The sequence below is a fragment of the Cryobacterium sp. TMB3-10 genome (assembly GCF_004402305.1).
Classification (GTDB): Bacteria; Actinomycetota; Actinomycetes; order Actinomycetales; family Microbacteriaceae; genus Cryobacterium; species Cryobacterium zongtaii.
Genome location: NZ_SOGH01000031.1, coordinates 300,381 through 319,022, shown reverse-complemented (window position 1 = coordinate 319,022; position 18,642 = coordinate 300,381). Strand labels below are relative to the sequence as shown.

The following is an 18,642-nucleotide window of genomic DNA, read 5'->3' as shown; positions in this document are numbered from 1 at the left end:
GCGCGATGACCACCACCACGCCAGCGAGCAAGGCGCCCACAGAACCACCCGTCAAGCGCCGGATGCCCAAGCTCTCGATCAACCTTCGCCAGTACGGCATCGTCGCCGCCCTGGCCGTGATCGTCATCCTGTTCCAGATCCTCACCGACGGGCGCCTGTTGCTGCCCGGCAACGTGAACAACCTCATCCAGCAGAACGCCTACGTGCTGATCCTCGCGATCGGCATGGTCATCGTGATCATCGCCGGCCACATCGACCTGTCCGTCGGCTCTGTCGTGGCCATGGTCGGCGCTGTCGCCGCGATCAGCATGAACAACTGGGGTCTGCCCTGGTGGGGCGCGGTCCTCGTGTCGCTGCTGGTCGGCGCCCTGGTCGGCGCCTGGCAGGGCTACTGGGTGGCGTTCGTCGGCATCCCGGCGTTCATCGTCACCCTGGCCGGCATGCTCATCTTCCGCGGCCTCACCCTGGTACTGCTCACCGGCGGAACCATCAGTGGCCTGCCCGCCGAATTCACCGCGATCGGCGCCGGCTGGCTACCGTCGTACCTGGGCGAACTGGCCGGGCGCGACGTGCTCACCCTGGCGCTGGGCATCCTCACCGCCGTGGCCCTGATCGTCTTCCAGCTGCGCACCCGCGCTACCCTGGCCCGGCTGGACCTGCCGCGCGAACCGCTCGCCTCGATGTGGACCAAGAACGGCATCGCCGCCATCGCGATCGTCTGGTTCGCCTGGTTGCTCAGCGACTACAGCGGCACCCCGATCATCCTGATCGTGCTCGCCGCCCTGATCCTGATCTACAACTTCGTGCTCAACCGCACGGTGTTCGGCCGCCACGTCTACGCCATGGGCGGCAACCTCTTCGCCGCCGTGATGAGCGGGGTGAAGACCAAGTGGGTCAACTTCTACATCTTCGTGAACATGGGCGTGCTGGCCGGCCTGGCCGGTGTGGTCTCGACCGCGCGAGCCGGCGGCGCCGTCGCCTCGGCGGGCCAGAACTACGAGCTCGACGCCATCGCCGCCGTCTTCATCGGTGGTGCGGCCGTGCAGGGCGGCGTGGGCACCGTGGTCGGTGCCGTGGTCGGTGGTCTGGTGATGGGCGTGCTCAACATGGGCCTGTCGATTCTCTCGGTGGATGCCGCCTGGCAGATGACAATCAAGGGCCTGGTGCTGCTGCTGGCCGTCGCGTTTGATATCTTCAACAAGCGGCGCGCCGGAGGACGATAGCACTGACGCCACCCGGCGGTCCTCTGTCGGGCCCGCACCCGAAAGGACCGTGACCCACCCGTGAGCCAAGCGTCACCCACCCTGGGTGTTCGGGGCGGCACCAGCAACGACCAGCTCCGGCGGTACAACCTGTCGATGGTCATGACGATGCTGCACCACGCCGGTGGCTGCTCCCGAGCCGAGCTCACCAAGCGCACCGGACTGAACCGGTCGACGATCGCGGCCCTGGTGGCCGAACTCGTCGACCTGGGCATGGCGTTCGAGGTGGAACCGGAGAGCGTGGTGGGCCGGGTGGGCCGGCCCAGCCCGCAGGTGGTGCCGAACCCGGGGCTGGCCGCGATCGCGGTCAACCCCGATATTGACGCCATCACCGTGGGACTGGTGGGACTCGGCGGTGAGGTGATCCGGCGCATCCGTTTCGACACCACCCGGGTGCCCACCGTGGCCGAGGCCATCAACGCGGTCAAGGCCATCGTCGACGGCATGCGCGGTGAGATCGACCAGAGCTACAGCATCGCCGGGGTCGGCGTGGCGGTGCCGGCGCTGGTGAACTCCGCGGACGGCCGGGTGCTGATCGCCCCGCACCTGGGCTGGCGCGACGTCAACCTGGCCCGCGATCTGGCCCGGGTGCTGGACTACCCGGTCTTCGCCGGCAACGACGCCAGCCTCGGCGCGATCGCCGAGAGCATGTTCGGCGCGGCCCGCGGCATCAACGACCTGGTCTACCTCAACGGCAGCGCCAGCGGAATCGGCGGCGGCCTGATCATCGGCGGCACACCGCTCCGCGGCACCAGCGGCTACGCGGGGGAGCTGGGCCACACCCTGGTGAACAGCGCGGGGGTGCGTTGCCACTGCGGCCGGATCGGCTGCCTGGAGACCGAGGTGAGCATGGCCAGGCTTCTCGCGGTGCTGAAGCTGCCGCGCGCCGACCTGGACGACCTCGACATCGCGCTCGGCGTCTCCCGCGACCCGGCCGTGCTGGCCGAGGTGCGCCGGCAGATCGAGCTGCTCTCCGAGGCGATCTCCAACTTCGTGAACCTGTTCGACCCCGAGATGGTGGTGCTCGGCGGGTTCCTCGGCTCGCTGCTCTCGGTGGGCCGGGAACAGCTGACCGCGGCGATGATCGTGCGCTCCATGAGCAGCATCGGCCACACCGTGGCCATCGAGCGGGCCAGCCTGGGCTCGCACCTGATGCTCGTGGGCGCCGCCGAGCTGGCCTTCGCCGACCTGCTCGACGACCCGGCCGGCTTCGTGCGCGGTCGTGCCGCTCGTCGCTAGTTCGCTGATCTGACATTTGTCGTCAATCACCACAAACTACTTGCGGAAGCGAGGAAGTCTGCCGTAGGCTCCCTTGCGAGGCGGTCGAAACGTTTAGACACTTCGCTCGCCGCTCGGCTGCGTTTCCGCAATCGATCCCGCACTATCCGACCGACGATGGAGTCCAGGTGGCCAACATTCACGACGTGGCACGTGTCGCCGGAGTGTCGATCAGTACGGTGTCCTACGCCCTCAGCGGTAAGCGTTCGATCGCGGCATCCACCAAACAGCGCATCGACCAGGCCGTTCTCCAGCTCGACTACCGGGCCAACGCCGGCGCGCGGATGCTCAAGGGCGCGCGCACCCAGATCCTCGCGTTGAGCGCTCCGCTGCATGCCGGCACCCACGCCCCGGCCCACATGGCCTTCGTGCTCTCGGTGGTCACGGCCGCCCGCCTGTACGACTACGACGTGCTTCTGCTGACCCAAGACGAAGCAACCGTGGGTCTCCGCCGGGTGGCGCGCAGCTCCCTGGTCGACGGCATCGTGCTGTTGGACGTCTCCACCGCCGATCCCCGTACCGACCTGGTGCGCGAGCTCGGCCTGCCGGCCACGGTGATCGGCATCCCCAGTGACACCGCCGGCCTCACCTGTGTCGACCTCGACTTCGAACAGGCCGCGGTGCTGGCCGTTCGCCGGCTGGTCGACCTCGGCCACCGCGAGATCGGCCTGATCGGCCAGGCGCCGCTCGTCTATGAGCGTGGCTCGAACTTCCCGCCGCGTTTCCGGGACGCCTTCCTGGCCGAAGCCGCCCGGCTGGGCGTCACCGTGGCCTTCACCCCGGCCGCCGAGGAGTCGGCCGGCGTGCGCGCGGCCGTCGAGCACGTGACGGCCGCTCTGCCCGGAATGACCGGGCTCGTGTTGCACTGCAACGAACCCGTGCAGTCCATGGTTCTCGACGTGCTCAGCCAGCGCGGCATCAGCGTGCCGAACGACCTCTCGGTCATTTCGGCCTGCTCCAGCTTCTCCACCGACCATCTCAACCCGCCGCTCGACGTGATCCCGCTACCCGCTGACCAGTCCTGCACCCGAGCAATCGAGCTCACGATGGCCCAGTTCGCCGGAGACGGCGAGCCCCACGTCGAATACATCGAGCCGACGTACGTCGAGCTCGGGTCGACGGCCCCCGGCCCGCATCGATAGAACCTCGGAAAACCCCTCAGAGCCTTCGTGCCGTCGAAACGTTTCGAAATGCGATCGAGAACCGTAGTACCCAGCAGCACCACCCAACGCACCCTCACCAGGGGCATCACCGCAGGAGCAGTCAAGTAGACATGAAATTCACCGATGGTTTCTGGCACACCCGTCCCGGCGTCACCGCGTTCTACGCGCAGGAGGCCTACGACATCGAACAGGTGGGTGCCGCCCTGCGGGTCTCCGCCCCGACGAAGGTGATCGAACGTCGCGGTGATGTGCTCAACCGCGCCATGCTCACCGTGACGCTCTCCTCGCCGCTGGAGGGCATCGTCAAGGTGCGCGTGGAACAGCACACCGGGACCACAACCGGCCCGGGTTTCGAGCTCGTCGGCGCCGAGCCGGATGCCGGCGACATCGCGATCGACGCCACGGGCGGCACCCTCACGGCCGGCCCGCTCACCGCACGCATCGCCCCGGGCGCTCCGTTCAATCTCAGCTTCGAGGCCGACGGCCGCACCCTCACCGAGAGCGGCCACAAGTCGATCGGGCACATGCAGCTCGCCCCCGGGGCCCCCATCGCCGCCGAACCGGCCGGCGTCTCCGGCGTCACCACCACCGGGCTCGCACCGGCACCCAGCTACACGCACGCACAGCTCTCCCTCGGCGTGGGCGAACTGGTCTACGGCCTGGGCGAACGCTTCGGCCCGCTGATCAAGAACGGCCAGACCATCGACATCTGGAATGCCGACGGCGGCACCTCCAGCGAACAGTCCTATAAGAACGTGCCGTTCTACCTCACCAACCGCGGCTACGGCGTGCTGGTCAACCACCCCGAGCACGTCTCCTTCGAGGTCGGCACCGAGGCCGTCGAACGGGTGCAGTTCTCCGTCGCCGGTCCGGCCATCGAATACCTGGTGATCTACGGGCCCACTCCCAAGCAGATCCTCGAGCGTTACACCCGCCTCACCGGCCGCCCCGCGCGGGTGCCGGCCTGGTCGTACGGCCTATGGCTGTCGACCTCGTTCACCACCCAGTACGACGAGGCCACCGTGAACAGCTTCATCGACGGTATGGCCGAGCGCGACCTGCCGCTTTCTGTCTTCCACTTCGACTGCTTCTGGATGCGCGAATTCAACTGGACCGACTTCGAGTGGGACCCGCGGGTGTTCCCGGACCCCGAGGGCATGCTCGCCAGGCTGCACGAGAAGAACCTGCACGTGAGCGCCTGGATCAACCCCTACATCGCCCAGCGGGCCGGCATCTTCGCCGAGGCCGCCGCCGCCGGCTACCTGGTGAGGAAGGCCGACGGCGACGTCTGGCAGTGGGACCTCTGGCAGGCCGGCATGGCACTGGTGGACTTCACCAACCCCGCCGCGGTCACCTGGTTCCAGGACAAGCTGCGCGGCCTCTTCGCACAGGGCGTCGACGCCATCAAGACCGACTTCGGCGAACGCATCCCCACGGATGTGGTCTGGCACGACGGCTCGTCGCCCGAGGTGATGCACAACCTGTACACCCAGCTCTACAACAAGGCCGTCTTCGAGGTGCTCCAGGAGCACCGCGGCGAGGGCGATGCGGTGCTGTTCGCCCGCTCCGCAACCGTCGGCGGCCAGATGCAGCCCGTGCACTGGGGCGGAGACAACTCCTCCAGCTACGAGTCCATGGCCGAGACCCTACGCGGCGGGCTCTCGCTGGCCTTCAGCGGCTTCGGCTACTGGAGCCACGACATCGGCGGCTTCGAGGGCATGCCCGACCCGGCCGTGTTCAAGCGCTGGCTGGCGTTCGGCCTGCTGTCCAGCCACTCCAGGCTGCACGGGTCCACCAGCTACCGGGTGCCGTGGCTCTTCGACGAGGGCCGGGAGGAGCCCGGCCAGAGCGCCGTCGACGTCACCCGGGTGTTCACCAAGCTGAAGCTGACGCTGATGCCCTACCTCTACCAGGTGGGCCTGGAGGCACACCGTCTCGGTGCCCCGTTCATGCGGCCGATGCAACTCGAGTTTCCCGGCGACCCCGCCGTGGACTACCTCGACCGGCAGTACCTGCTCGGCGCCGACCTGCTCGTGGCCCCGGTCTTCAGCGAAGCCGGCGACGTGCAGTACTACCTGCCGGCCGGCACCTGGACGAACTACCTGACCGACGAGGTCGTCACCGGTCCCGTTTGGCGCCGGGAGACGCACGCGTTCGACAGCATCCCGCTGTGGGTGCGTGGGGGAGCGGTGCTGGCCACCGGTTCCCGCGACGACAGGCCCGACTACGACTACACCGACCAGACCCTGCTCACGGTCTACCCGGGCGAGTCGGCCGGCATCCGCACCGTCGAAGTCGCCAACCCGCTCGACGGCAGCTTTGTCACCTTCACCATCACAGTTTCCCGCGACGACACCGTCGTGACCAGCGATTCGGATGCCCCCTTCCGGGCCCGCCTCGCCGGCGGCGACATCCTCTCCTCCACCGACCGAAAGGCCACCCTCCGATGAGCATCATCGAGCAGAGCACCACGCAGGCCTCACCCGACTACCGCGACGCCGGCCTCACGTTCCCGGACTCGTTCATCTTCGGCTCCGCCACGGCCAGCTACCAGATCGAGGGCGCCTTCGACGAGGACGGCCGGGGCCCCTCGATCTGGGACACCTTCAGCCACACCCCCGGCAAGATCTGGAACGGCGACACCGGCGACGTCGCCTCCGGCCACTACCACCGGCTCGAGGAGGACCTCGACATGATGGTGACGCTGGGCCTGCAGGCGTATCGGTTCTCCATCGCCTGGTCACGCATCCAGCCCACCGGCCGGGGCCCGGCCAACCAGGCGGGCCTGGACTTCTACGGCCGGCTCATCGACGGGCTGATAGCCCGGGGGATCAGCCCGATCGTCACCCTTTACCACTGGGACCTGCCGCAGGCCCTCGAGGACGAGGGCGGCTGGACCAACCGGGCCACCGCGTACGCGTTCGCCGACTACGCGGCGATCCTGGGCGCGGCATTCGGCGACCGGGTGGACACCTGGACCACCCTGAACGAACCGTGGTGCTCCGCTTACCTGGGCTACGGTTCCGGCTCGCACGCGCCCGGCCGCACCGACGGCGCCCAGGCGCTCACCGCCGTGCACCACCTCAACCTGGCGCACGGCCTGGCGATCCTGGCGCTCAAGCCGCTGGTGACCAACGACCCCGACTTCTCGATCACCCTCAACCTGCACGTGCTGCGCGGCGAGGGCGAGACCGGGCCGGAGGCCGTGCGGCAGATCGACGCCCTCGCCAACCGGGTGTTCCTGGGCCCGCTGCTGACCGGCGCCTACCCGGCGGATGTCTTCGAAGACACCAAGGACGTCACCGACTGGGCGTTCATCCTGCCCGGCGATACCGAGATCATCCACCAGCCGCTGGACGTGCTCGGCGTCAACTACTACTCCACCACCCTGGTTCGGCTGTGGGACGGGGCGGCACCGCGCCAGAACGCCGACGGGCACAAGGATGTCGGTGCCTCGCCGTGGCCCGGCGCCGACAGGGTCGAGTTCCTCGCCCAGCCCGGCCCGTACACCGAGATGGGCTGGAACATCGAACCGGCCGGCCTCGAGGAGCTGCTCGTGGCGCTGCACGAGGAGTTCCCGGCGCAGCCGCTGATGGTCACCGAGAACGGTGCGGCGTTCGCCGACACGGTCGTGCAGACGGAGGACGGACCCCGCGTGCACGACGTGGACCGCACCGACTACCTGCGCCGGCACTTCACCGCCGCGCACCGGGCACTGGCCCGCGGCGTCGACCTGCGCGGCTACCAGGTGTGGTCACTGATGGACAACTTCGAATGGGGCTACGGCTACTCCAAGCGGTTCGGCATCGTGCACGTGGACTACGACACGCTGGTGCGCACCCCCAAGGACAGCGCCCGCTGGTACGCGGCCCTGGTCGCCACCCGCACCCTGCCCCTCCCCTAACCCCACACACCAGCCCGCGAACTGTGAGCTTTGCCCCAGAAATCCTCGTTTTTCGAGGTACAGCTCACAGTTCGCGGCACGTACGGATGGATATACCTTGAGCGAGTTCGTGTACGGCGGCGACTACAACCCCGAGCAGTGGCCCGAATCGGTGTGGGCGGAGGATGTGCGCCTGATGCGTGAGGCGCACGTCAACCGGGTCACCGTCGGGGTCTTCTCCTGGTCGTCGCTCGAGCCCGAAGAAGGCCGGTACGACTTCGGCTGGCTCGACAGGGTGATGGACCTGATGCACACCAACGGGATCGGGGTGGTGCTCGCCACCCCCACCGCGTCGCCGCCGCCGTGGTTCACCTTTGCCCACCCGGAGGCCCTGCCGGTCACCGCGGACGGCGTGCGCCTGGTGCACGGCAGCCGGGACACCTACAACCCGGCCGCCCCGGCGTACCGGGATGCCGCGCGGCGGATCGCCGGCGCGCTCGCCGAACGGTACGGCCGGCATCCGGCGCTGCGAATGTGGCACGTGCACAACGAGTACGGCACGGTCTCGTACGGCCCCGAGACGGACCGGGCGTTCAGGCTGTGGCTGGCCGAGCGCTATGGCACCGTGGCCGCGCTGAACAGCACCTGGAACAGTGCGTTCTGGTCGCAGAGCTACGCCACCTTCGAGCACATCCTGGCGCCGCAGGCTACCCAGTACCTGCCGAACCCGGCGCACCTGCTCGACTTCAAACGGTTCTCCGCCGACACTCTCCGCGACGCGCTGCGCGAGCAGGTCGCGGTCATCCGCGAGCTGAGCCCCGGCGTGCCGGTGACGACCAACTTCATGCTGCCCAGCTGGAACCACTACGACCAGTGGGATTTCGCCGCCGAGATCGACGAGGTGTCGATCGACCACTATCCCAGCGCCCGCGACATCGAAGGGGAGACCCACGTGGCGTTCGGCGCCGACGTGGCCCGCTCGTTCAACCAGGGCCGACCCTGGGTACTGATGGAGCAGGCCACCAGCCTGATCTACGACTACGCCGCCGCGCGCCTGTTCGCCAAGGACCCAGGCCGGCTCGAGCGCAACACCCTGCAATACCTGGCCAGGGGCGCCACCGGCAGCCTGTTCTTCCAGTGGCGTTCGCCGCGGGTCGGCGCGGAGTTCTTCCACTCGCCGATGGTGCCGCACGCGGGGGAGGACACCCGGGTGTTCCGCGAGATCGTCGCCCTCGGGCACACCCTCACGTCGTTAGCCGAGATCGCAGAACCGCCCGCGGACGGCCGCCGGGTGAACGACGCCCGGGTCGCCATCGTCTGGGATTCCATCGCATGGTGGGCCGCCGAGACGCGCGCCTTGCCCTCCGACGACCTCGCCTTCCTGCCCGCCGTGCGCGCCGTGCACCGGGCGCTCTGGTGGCAGGGCGTCTCCTGCGACGTGGTGCGGCTCGATCAGGACCTCTCCGGCTACGACCTGGTGCTGGTGCCGAACAAGATCGCCGCCTCCGACGCCGAGGCCGAGACGCTGCGCGCCTTCGTCACGGCCGGCGGTCACGCGGCGGTCTGGTTCTTCTCCGGCAGCACCGACGAAAACCTCAGCGTGCGCCCCGGCGGCTTCAGCGGCGCCTTTGCCCCGCTGGCGGGCATCCGCGTCGAAGAGCACCACCCGCTCGCCGCCGGCGAGACCGTGCAGCTCTCCGACGGGTCGCTGGCGGATGCCTGGGCCGAAGACCTGCAGGTCACCGGCGCCGAGGTGCTGGCCACCTTCACCCATGCTCCGCTGGCCGGCGGGCCGGCGATCACCCGCAACCGGTTCGGCGCCGGCACCGTGCACTACCTGGCCACCCGGCTGGATGCCGCGGCGCTCGGCGACCACATCGGCCGCATCCTCGCGGAGGCCGGCGTGACGCCGGAACACCCGCAGGCCGGCGACGGGGTCGAAATCGTACGCCGCTACGCCGGCACCCGCAGCTACCTCTTCGTCTTCAACCACGGAGAGAGTCCCCGCACGGTCGACCTGAACGGCTACGACCTGCTCACCGACGCGCAGCTCTCCGGCGACATCGAGTTGGCCCCCGCCGCCTCGATCGTGCTCCGCGAGGATGCCCTGCCGGATGCCCCGCACCACCCCTGATGTCACCCAGCCAGGCGGTTCGCGGCCGAACCGCCTGGCACAGCCACAGTCCCGTGGCACACCCAGAAAGGATGCCAATGATGGCACTCAACCGCTCTCTTCGAACCTTCGGCTCCGCCGTCGCCCTCACGGCAGCGTCCGCGCTGCTGCTGGCCGGCTGCTCCTCCTCCGCCGGCTCCGACACCGGCGCCGTCACCCTCGAATTCTGGGGCTGGGCCCCCGGCCTTGAGACCGCGGTCGAAACCTGGAACGACACCAACCCCGACATCCAGGTCGAATTCTTCCGGATGACCGGCGACGACGGCGCGAAGATCCCGCCGGCCATCGACGCGGGCACCGCACCGGATGCCGTGCAGATGTCCGTTCACTCGCTGCCCGGCCACATCATCAACAACCGGCTGATCGACATCGGTGAGTACACCGACGGCCTCGACGCGTCGTTCACCGCCAGTTCCTGGAAGGGCGTCGAGTTCGGCGACGGCGTCTACGCCATCCCGCAGGACTCCGGCCCCACCGGTCTGATGTACCGCTCCGACATCTTCACCCAGTACAACCTCGCCGTGCCCACCACCTGGGACGAGTACCTGGAGACGGCCCGCGCGCTCAAGGCCGCCAACCCCGACATCTACATCGGCCAGTTCTCGCCGAACGAGATCGGCCTCTGGACCGAGCAGGTCTGGCAGAACGAGGGCACCTTCAACACCATCGACGGCGACGCGTGGACCGTGGAGGTCGACAACGACAAGAGCCAGGAGGTCGCCGCCATCTGGCAGACCCTCGTCGACGAGCAGCTGGTCAAGGTGGTCGACATGTGGACCCCGGAGTACTGGGCCGAGGTCAACGCGGGCACCATCGCGAGCATCAACTACGCCGCGTGGTTCCCGGCCCTGCTGGCCGAGAACGCCGCAGACCTGACCGGCAAGTGGTCGGTCGCACCGTCGCCCACCTTCGCGGGAAGCGATGCCGCCGGTGAAACCGGTGGCAGCGTCGACGTGGTTCCCACCGGAACCGAAAACGTGGAGCAGGCCGTGGAGTTCCTCACCTGGCTGAACAGCTCGGACGAATCCCTCGACATCCTGATCAAGGAGGGTGGGCTGTTCCCGACCGCGCTGGCCGGTCTCGACAATCCCGCCATGCTGACCGAGCAGGAGTTCTTCGGCGGTCAGGTCATCAACGAGGTCTTCATCGACGCGGCCAAGAACGTGCCGAGCAGCTGGGTCGACGGTCCGAACTACGACATCACCCAGGATGCCCTCAAGGACGAGTTCGCCAAGGTCGGCACGGGTGCGCAGACCTTCGCCGAGGCCCTGGACGCGGTGCAGGCGCTGACCGTGACCAACCTCAAGGACAGCGGTCTGAGCGTCAAATGACCTCCTCGACCCTGACGGCGCCTCCCGGCGCCCCCGCAGCATCCCCCCGCCGGCGCGGCACCCGCGCCGGCGGGGGGATGCGGGTGGCCCCGTATATCTTCCTCGCGCCCTTCATGCTCTCGTTTGTGGTCTTCATGATCCTGCCGATCGTGGTGGCGCTGTACACGAGCTTCTTCCAGGTCAAACGCAGCGGCCTCGGCTTCGGCGGCGACAACGACTCGATGTTCGTCGGCTTCGACAATTACGTGCAGGCGTTCGCCAACTCGGCCTTCATGGACAGCTTCGGCCGGGTGCTGCTCTTCGGCGTCGTGCAAGTGCCGATCATGCTGGCACTCTCCCTCCTGCTGGCGCTCCTGTTCGACTCCGCCGTGGTCAAGGCCAAACGGTTCTTCCAGCTCGCGGTGTTCCTGCCGTATGCGGTGCCGTCCGTCGTAGCCGCCCTGATCTGGGGATTCCTGTACCAGCCGCGGGTGAGCCCGATCGTGGAGGGTCTGGCAGACCTCGGCGTCTCGGTGGACTTCCTCGGCCCGGGCACCGTGCTCTGGTCGATCGCCAACGTGGCGGTCTGGTCGGTCACCGGCGTCAACATGATCATCCTGTTCTCCGCCCTGCAGACGGTTCCCCGCGAAATGTACGAGGCCGCCCGCCTCGACGGGGCCAGCGAATTCCGGATGGCCATGCAGATCAAGCTGCCGATGATCTACCCGGCCCTGATGCTCACCACGCTGTTCTCGATCATCGGCACCCTGCAGCTGTTCAACGAGCCGATGACCATGCGCTCGGTGACCTCGAACATCTCGGGCAGTTACACGCCGAACATGGCGATCTTCTCGGCCACCACCCTCGGCGGAAACATCAACCTCGGTTCGGCGATGGCCATCATCCTCGGGCTGGCGACCTTCGTGCTCTCGATCGTGGTGTCCATCATGACCAACCGAAAGAAAGGGAAGGCATGATGACGCAGGTCACAGTCACGTCCTCGCCGCCGCCCGTGCGTGAGACACGCTCCCGGCGGGCCGCCCAGAAGGCCGGCTCCTCCCGGCCCTCGGTCCTGGCCGAGGGCGAACGCCCCAGTCGGGGCGCCCGCATCGCCGCCTGGATCTTCATGGGCGCGATCACCCTGTACTTCCTGGTGCCGGTGTACTGGCTGATCGTGGCATCCACCAAGAGCACGGCCGAACTGTTCAGCACCCCGGGTTTCGTGTTCTCGAACTTCAACCTGATGGAGAACCTCGTTGACCTGAGCACCTACAACGACGGGATCTTCTGGCGCTGGATGGGCAACTCGATGATCTACTCGGGACTCGGCTCGATCGCGATGACGTTCGTCTGCCTGATCTCCGGCTACGCGCTGGCGATGTACCGCTTCAAGGGGCGCACCATGGTGCTCGGTGCGGTGCTGGGCAGCATGCTCATCCCTCAGACCGTGCTGGCCCAGCCCACCTACCTGTTGCTGGTGGAGCTCGGGTTGAACAACACCATCTGGGGCATCTTGCTGCCCAGCCTGGCCTACCCGTTCGGCGTGCTGCTCGCCTTCGTCTTCGCGCAGTCGGCTATGCCGATGGAGTTGCTCGAGGCCGCCAGGCTCGACGGTGCCAGCGAGTGGCGGGCGTTCTTCTCGATCGCCCTCAAACTGCTCAGCCCCGGCGGCGTCACCATCTTGTTGTTCGCGTTCATCGGCAGCTGGAACAACTTCATGCTGCCGCTGCTGGTGCTCAGCGACGCCCGGCTGCAACCGGTCACCGTCGGGCTGTCGGGCTGGAGCCAGGCCTCCATCACCATCCCCGGCCTGCAGACCCTCGTGGTGATCGGCTCCCTGGTGTCGATCATCCCGATCATCGTGGTCTTCGTGTCGCTGCAGCGGTACTGGAAAACCGGCCTGGCCGCCGGCGGGGTGCGGTTCTAGGGATGAGCGTGCTCTCCTACACCGACCAGAGCGGGAGCTGGCTGGACGCCCTCCCGCTCGGCAACGGCAGCCTGGGCGCCATGGTCGACGCCACCGACAGGTGCACCCGGCTGCACCTGAACGACGAAACCGCCTGGTCGGGCTCGACGGCCAGCGAACATCACCACGGGCAGGTGGATGCGGCGGTTGCCGCGGCCGCGCTGGCCGCGGCCCGTGCGCACCTCGCCGAGGACCGCGCGACCGAGGCCGAGGCAGAACTGGCGGTGCTGAGCGCCGAGTACACCCAGGCCTTCCTGCCGTTCGGCACCGTGCAGATCGACCTACCCGGCGGCCACGCCCTCACCAGGCGGTGGCTCGACCTGGCCGACGCCGTCCACCACATCCAGGGGGCCGGCCTCGAACAGACCAGCTTCGCCAGCCACCCCGACGGGGTGCTCGTGCACCACATCGTGGCCGACGCCGCCCTGTCCGACCCGGTCTTCACGGTCTCGGTCAGCAGCCCGCTCGCCGAACTCGGCCGCACGGTCACGACCGACGGCCTGAGTCTTCGGCTGCAGCTGCCGGCCGACGTGGCGCCGGGGCACCGGCCCGACCGGCCCGCCGCCATCTGGGAACTGGACGGCATCCAGCCGCTGAAGGGCGCCATCGTGGTGTCTGTGCGGCATGACGGTCACGCCGCACCCGACGGGTCAGGGGCCCTCCGCATCGAGGGTGCCAGGGAGATCCTGGTCTGCGCGGCCACCGAGACCACCTTCACCGCCGCCGGCCGGCCGGCCTCCGGCACCGCAGCGGATGGCGCCGCCACCGCCTCGGCCCGCCTGGGCGCTGTCGCCGGGGCATCCGTCGACGACCTCGCCGGCCGGCACCGGCTGGACTACACGGCCCTGTTCGACAGGGTCAGCCTGGACCTGCCCGGGCCGGCCGGTGCCGACGGCTGGACCGCTCCCGACCGGCTCGACCGCGCCGCCATCGACCCCCGCCCGGCCGCGCTGACCGATCCCGGCCTGTTGTCGCTCCTCTTCGACTACGGCCGCTACCTCTTGATAGCGTCCTCCCGACCTGGCGGGTTGCCCGCCACCCTGCAGGGCCTCTGGAACGACTCCATGCAGCCGCCGTGGAGCAGCAACTACACCCTCAACATCAACACCCAAATGAACTACTGGGTCGCCCACGTGGCCCGGCTCGGCGAGACCGCTGAGCCCCTGCTCACCTTTGTGGAGGCCCTCGCCGAGCGGGGCGCGAACACCGCCGACCGGCTCTACGGCTGCCGGGGCTGGGTGGCGCACCACAACTCCGACGGATGGGCGTTCAGCTCGCCGGTCACCGGCGACGCCTCCTGGGCGCAGTGGCCGATGGCCGGGGTCTGGTTGGTGCGGCAGCTCGACGAGGTGCGCCGGTTCGGCACCGCCACGCCCGACCAGCTAGCCCGGCTGTGGCGCCTCGCGGCCGGGGCCGCCCGGTTCTGCCTCGACTTCCTGGTGGAACTGCCCGGCGGCAGCCTGACCACCCGGCCCTCCACGTCGCCAGAGAACCAGTTCCTGCAGAACGGCCGGCCGGTCGCGGCCGGCACCGGGTCGACCATGGACCGCACCCTGCTGCGCGAACTGTTCGCGCTGCTGCCCGGCCTCGCCGCCGACAGCGGGCAGGGCGACGACCCGATCCTCGCCGAGGCGGCGGCCGCGCTGGTGCGCATCCCCGGCCCCCGAATCGGCAGCGACGGCACCCTGTTCGAGTGGGACCGGGAGCGCCTCGAAACCGACCCGCAGCACCGGCACCTCTCGCACCTGGTGGGGCTGTACCCCGGCGACGGTCTGAGTGCCGAGCACGCCCGGGCGGCGTCGGCCACCCTCGACCGCCGCGGTGACGACTCCACCGGCTGGTCGCTGGCCTGGAAACTGTGCCTACGCGCCAGGCTGCACCAGCCCACCAAGGTCGACGACCTGCTCGAGCTGGTGCTGCGGCCGGCCCGCGACGACGCCGGTCCCCATGTCGGCGGGCTGTACCCCAACTTCTTCGCCGCGCATCCGCCGTTCCAGATCGACGGCAACCTGGGCTTTGTCGCCGCGGTCTGCGAGCTGCTACTGCAGTCGCACACCGGCACCCTCGAGCTGCTGCCCGCGCTGCCCGCGTCACTGCCCGAGGGCCGGGTGACCGGGCTGGCCGCCCGGGGCGGCGTGCTCGTCGACCTGACCTGGTCCGCCGGAACCCTGGTGAGCGTGACACTGCGCGCCCGCGCGGAGCGCTTCGCGGGCGCCAGGCTCGTCGGCTACCGCGGCCGCCGGCACGAGGTCGTTGTGCCCACCACGGGCATCCATCTCTTCAGGGCACCCGACGGCACCCTCTCGTGACCGGGACGGGGGTTAGGGCTTGGGCTTGTCGAGCGTCGTTGCGGCGGGGGCGGTGGCCGGCTTCTCGTCGGGCACGGCGGCGTCGGTGGGCGCCAGCTCGGTCTTGAGGATCTTCATCGACTGGCCCATGCTGCGCGCCAGTGCGGGCAGTTTGGGTGCGCCGAAGAGCAGGAGAACGACGAAGAGGATGATGATGAAGTGCCATCCGGTCAGATTGCTGAGCATGATGTCCCGTCTAGTCGGTGATGCTGATGGTGAATGGATGCGGCGAATCTAGGAAAGCGCGATGTGCGGCCCGCCGAGGAACGCGAGCTGCACCCCCCGCGACAGAGTGACCCGAAGGTCGGCCGGTGCGGCGTTGGTGCCCGCACCCTCGAGACGAATCGACACGGTCTTCCAGTCGAGCGTACCGACCTCGGCGCTGCCGAGCGGTGACCACAGTCCATCGCGGCGGCTCTCCAGGTCGATCCGGCCGGTGCCGCGGGCCTCGACCGCGAGCACCCCGGCCAGGGCGGCCAGGTCCACCGTCAGGTAGACCAGGCGGGCGCGCCGCGCATCGGCGGCCACCGCCACGGCGGTGCCGGCCAGCGGTGTGTACGCCACCAGCTCGCTCCGCACGGTGTCGCTGTGCCCGGTGTGGTCGAAGGAATCGGCGCCGAACCCGGCGACAGGGTTGCGGGGTGCGACGGAGACACCGTCGACGTGCAACAGCAGCCGGTGGTCGATGCTCTCGGCCGAGCGGCCGACGAGCATCTCGTAGTCGCCGGTTTCCACGATGAGGCGTTGGGTGGTCACGTCCCAGACCATCAACGCGGCAGGGTCGAGGGCGATGGTCAGCTCTGCGGCACCGCCGGCCGCGACGCTCACCCGACCGAAGCCGGCCAGGCGGCGGCGGGGGAACGGCAGCCGGTGCGCGTTCGCCGCGACGTAGAGCTGCACGGTGGCAACGGCCGGCCCCGCGGGCTGCGCGTCGCCGGGGTCGCCGATCACTCCGACGGTCACGGTGACCGGAGTCAGTCCGGTCTCGTCGGTCCACCGAACCCGGCTGGCGGACAGCGTGGCGGCCGACACGGATGCCCTGGCGTAACCGAGCCCGTGGCCGAAGGCGAAGTCGGGTGTTGCCGAGGAATAGAGGTAGGTACTGGCGCTGGTGATGATGTCGTAGTCGAGCACGTCGGCGAGGTCGGACTCGCCGGACCACCAGGTCTGTGCGAGACGCCCGGTGGGCTCCACCGCGCCGGTGAGCACGTCGGCGAGGCCGTGGCCGAGCGCTTCGCCGGCGTGCGACGACCACAGGATGGCCGGGGCCTTCTCGAGTGCCCCGCCGAGGGCGAACGGGTAGGAGGAGATCACCAGCAGCGCCAGGTGCGCATTGGCATCGGCGGCCGCGCCGACAAGTTCGGCCTGGTGCTCCGGCAGCGCGAGGGCCGGACGGTCCTCGGTCTCGCGGCCGCCCAGGTGCGGGTCGTTGCCGACGGTGACGATCACGGTGTCGGCCTCGGCGGCCACATGGGCGGCGTGGGCGAGCCCGGAGCGCAGCACCCGGAGGCCGAATCTGTCGGCCGTGGCCTCGGAGGCCGGCTGGGCCAGGATGGCGCCGTTGCCGAGGTCGGCGTGCAGCCAGAGGCCGGAGCCGCGGTGCTGCAGCGACACGCTGCCGTCGTCGTGGCGGAGCAGGCGCAGGTCTTCCTGGGCGACCCAGCCGCCCACCCGGGTGGCGGTGTCCTCAAGATAGCCGTGCGCGCCGCGGGTGACGAGGCGGTCGGTTGCGGTGTTCCGCAGGGTGACGTGGCCATGACCCCACTCGGTCAGTTCAAAGGTCTGCGCGTCGCCGACGGTGTCGCTCGCGGCGTGCAGACGCCCGCCGTCGGGTCCGCCGGAGGTGAGGTAGCGGCCGGTGCGCGGGTCGCGGAGCGCGATCAGGTCGCTGCCGCTGGCGACGGTGACGCCACCGCCGGTGGCGGCCAGCGCCGTGGCCAGCCCATCTGTGAGGCTCACCGGGGCGATCAGACTGCCGCTGTACCAATCGGCCAGGACCCGGTCGGCGAGCGGCCCGAGGAGGGCGACCCGGGACGCCGGGGCCAGCGGCAGCACCGGGGTGCCGGCGACAGGGTCGTTCTTCAGCAGCACGGTACCGGCCGCGGCTGCCTCCCTCGCCAGGGCCAGGTGGGCGGGTGAGCCGATCACGTCGGCGGTGATGCCGGCGTATTGATGCGGTTCGGTGTCGAATTCGCCGGTGCGGGCGCGGGCCGTGAGCAGGCGCAGCACCGCGGCATCCACGTGCTCGATGCCGATGAGTCCCTCAGCGAGGGCTTGGCGTATGGCCGAGACCGTGGGTTCGGTGTTGGTGTCGTTGTCGGTGAAGCTGTCGACGCCGGCGATCAACGCGGCGGCGTGAGCGGCCACGGGTCCGTCGAAGAACTCCTCGGACACGAAGAGGTTGGTGGGGGCGGCGGCGTCGCTGACGATGAACAGGTCGGCACTGTCGGCCACCCAGGTGCGCAGGTGTGCCGCGACGAGGTCGGAGACGTGCGCCGGGTGGCCGTTCACCAGGTTGTAGGAGAGCATCGCGGCGCCGGCGGCGCCCTCTTCGATGGCCGGGCGGTAGGCCGGCAGCTCATACTCGTGCAGCACTCGCTGGCGCAGCTGCGAATTGGTCGTGGAGCGGTCGACCTCGTTGTTGTAGCCGAGGAAGTGCTTGAGGGTGGGCACCGTGCGCCAGCGCACGGGATCGTTCCCGCGCAGGCCCCACGAGTAGGCGCAGCCGAGCAGACCGGTCAGCCAGGAGTCCTCGGAGTAGCCCTCCTCGTTGCGGCCCCAGAGCGGATGCCGCAGCGGGTTCACCACCGGCGCCCACACGTTCAGGCTCACCGCGGGGGAGTCGGCGTGCTTGCCCCGCACCTCGATGCCCACGGCTTCGCCTACCCGACGCACCAGGTCCAGGTCCCAAGAGGCGGCGAGGCCGACCGGCTGCGGGAACAGCGTGGCCTCGCCGAGCCAGGACAGGCCGTGCAGGCCCTCGGTGCCGGTGGAGAAGGCGTCCAGCCCCAGGCGCTCGATGGCGGGATTGGCCTGATGCAGCAGGCTGAGCTTCTCCTCGACGGTGAGCTGGTCGAGTAGGTGGTGTGCCGTTGCGGCGTCGGTGCCGTGCGTCATCAAGTTCTTCCTGGTTCGGTGACCGTCGAAGCGTTTCGACAGTTGTCGCGAAAACTACGTCGACATGCCGAGTCTAGGTCACAATTCACGATTTGTGGTTGCCTCCGCGTAATTCCTCCCTGTACACTCCCGATTGTCGAAG

The 18,642-nt window shown here is 69.2% G+C and carries 12 protein-coding genes; 10 read left to right on the top strand and 2 right to left on the bottom strand.

All coding sequences use genetic code 11. From position 1 onward, the window contains the following. The first annotated feature begins 5 nt into the window (after positions 1-5). The 10 genes from mmsB (at position 6) to E3T22_RS17505 (ending at position 15,344) form a co-directional block, all read left to right on the top strand. A complete protein-coding gene (gene mmsB / locus E3T22_RS17550) occupies positions 6-1,223 on the top strand; it encodes a multiple monosaccharide ABC transporter permease (protein WP_088455105.1) in 1,218 nt (405 codons plus the stop codon). A gap of 60 nt (positions 1,224-1,283) precedes the next feature. Further along, positions 1,284-2,501: an ROK family protein gene (locus E3T22_RS17545; RefSeq protein WP_241980254.1), complete on the top strand. Its 1,218-nt coding sequence runs from the start codon at positions 1,284-1,286 to the stop codon at positions 2,499-2,501. Positions 2,502-2,668: 167 nt separating this feature from the next. Next, positions 2,669-3,682, top strand: coding sequence for a LacI family DNA-binding transcriptional regulator (locus E3T22_RS17540; protein ID WP_134481079.1), 1,014 nt, complete (start codon positions 2,669-2,671; stop codon positions 3,680-3,682). Positions 3,683-3,813: 131 nt separating this feature from the next. After that, positions 3,814-6,153: an alpha-xylosidase gene (yicI, locus tag E3T22_RS17535; protein WP_103479840.1), complete on the top strand. Its 2,340-nt coding sequence runs from the start codon at positions 3,814-3,816 to the stop codon at positions 6,151-6,153. Next, positions 6,150-7,607 carry a GH1 family beta-glucosidase gene (locus tag E3T22_RS17530; protein WP_134481080.1) on the top strand — a complete coding sequence of 486 codons (1,458 nt, stop codon included), beginning with the start codon at positions 6,150-6,152 and terminating at the stop codon, positions 7,605-7,607. The genes yicI and E3T22_RS17530 overlap by 4 nt, the downstream gene beginning before the upstream one ends. A 97-nt stretch (positions 7,608-7,704) precedes the next feature. Beyond that, on the top strand, positions 7,705-9,720 hold the full coding sequence (locus E3T22_RS17525; protein WP_134481081.1) for a beta-galactosidase: 2,016 nt from the start codon (positions 7,705-7,707) through the stop codon (positions 9,718-9,720). An 80-nt stretch (positions 9,721-9,800) separates the two neighbouring features. Further along, complete coding sequence (locus E3T22_RS17520; protein WP_166790340.1) at positions 9,801-11,090, top strand: extracellular solute-binding protein; 1,290 nt, start codon at positions 9,801-9,803, stop codon at positions 11,088-11,090. Further along, complete coding sequence (locus E3T22_RS17515; protein WP_134481083.1) at positions 11,087-12,046, top strand: carbohydrate ABC transporter permease; 960 nt, start codon at positions 11,087-11,089, stop codon at positions 12,044-12,046. The genes E3T22_RS17520 and E3T22_RS17515 overlap by 4 nt, the downstream gene beginning before the upstream one ends. Beyond that, positions 12,046-12,996, top strand: a complete 951-nt coding sequence (locus E3T22_RS17510; RefSeq protein WP_134481084.1) for a carbohydrate ABC transporter permease — start codon at positions 12,046-12,048, stop codon at positions 12,994-12,996. Before E3T22_RS17515 ends, E3T22_RS17510 begins: the two co-directional genes overlap by 1 nt. 2 nt (positions 12,997-12,998) lie before the next feature. After that, positions 12,999-15,344 carry a glycoside hydrolase N-terminal domain-containing protein gene (locus E3T22_RS17505; RefSeq protein ID WP_134481085.1) on the top strand — a complete coding sequence of 782 codons (2,346 nt, stop codon included), beginning with the start codon at positions 12,999-13,001 and terminating at the stop codon, positions 15,342-15,344. 12 nt (positions 15,345-15,356) lie between these two features. On the opposite strand, the gene E3T22_RS17500 is transcribed toward E3T22_RS17505, so the two are convergent. Beyond that, a complete protein-coding gene (locus tag E3T22_RS17500) occupies positions 15,357-15,569 on the bottom strand; it encodes a twin-arginine translocase TatA/TatE family subunit (protein WP_103459695.1) in 213 nt (70 codons plus the stop codon). 48 nt (positions 15,570-15,617) lie between these two features. After that, positions 15,618-18,500, bottom strand: coding sequence for a glycoside hydrolase family 3 C-terminal domain-containing protein (locus tag E3T22_RS17495; RefSeq protein WP_134409183.1), 2,883 nt, complete (start codon positions 18,498-18,500; stop codon positions 15,618-15,620). Positions 18,501-18,642: the final 142 nt, after the last annotated feature.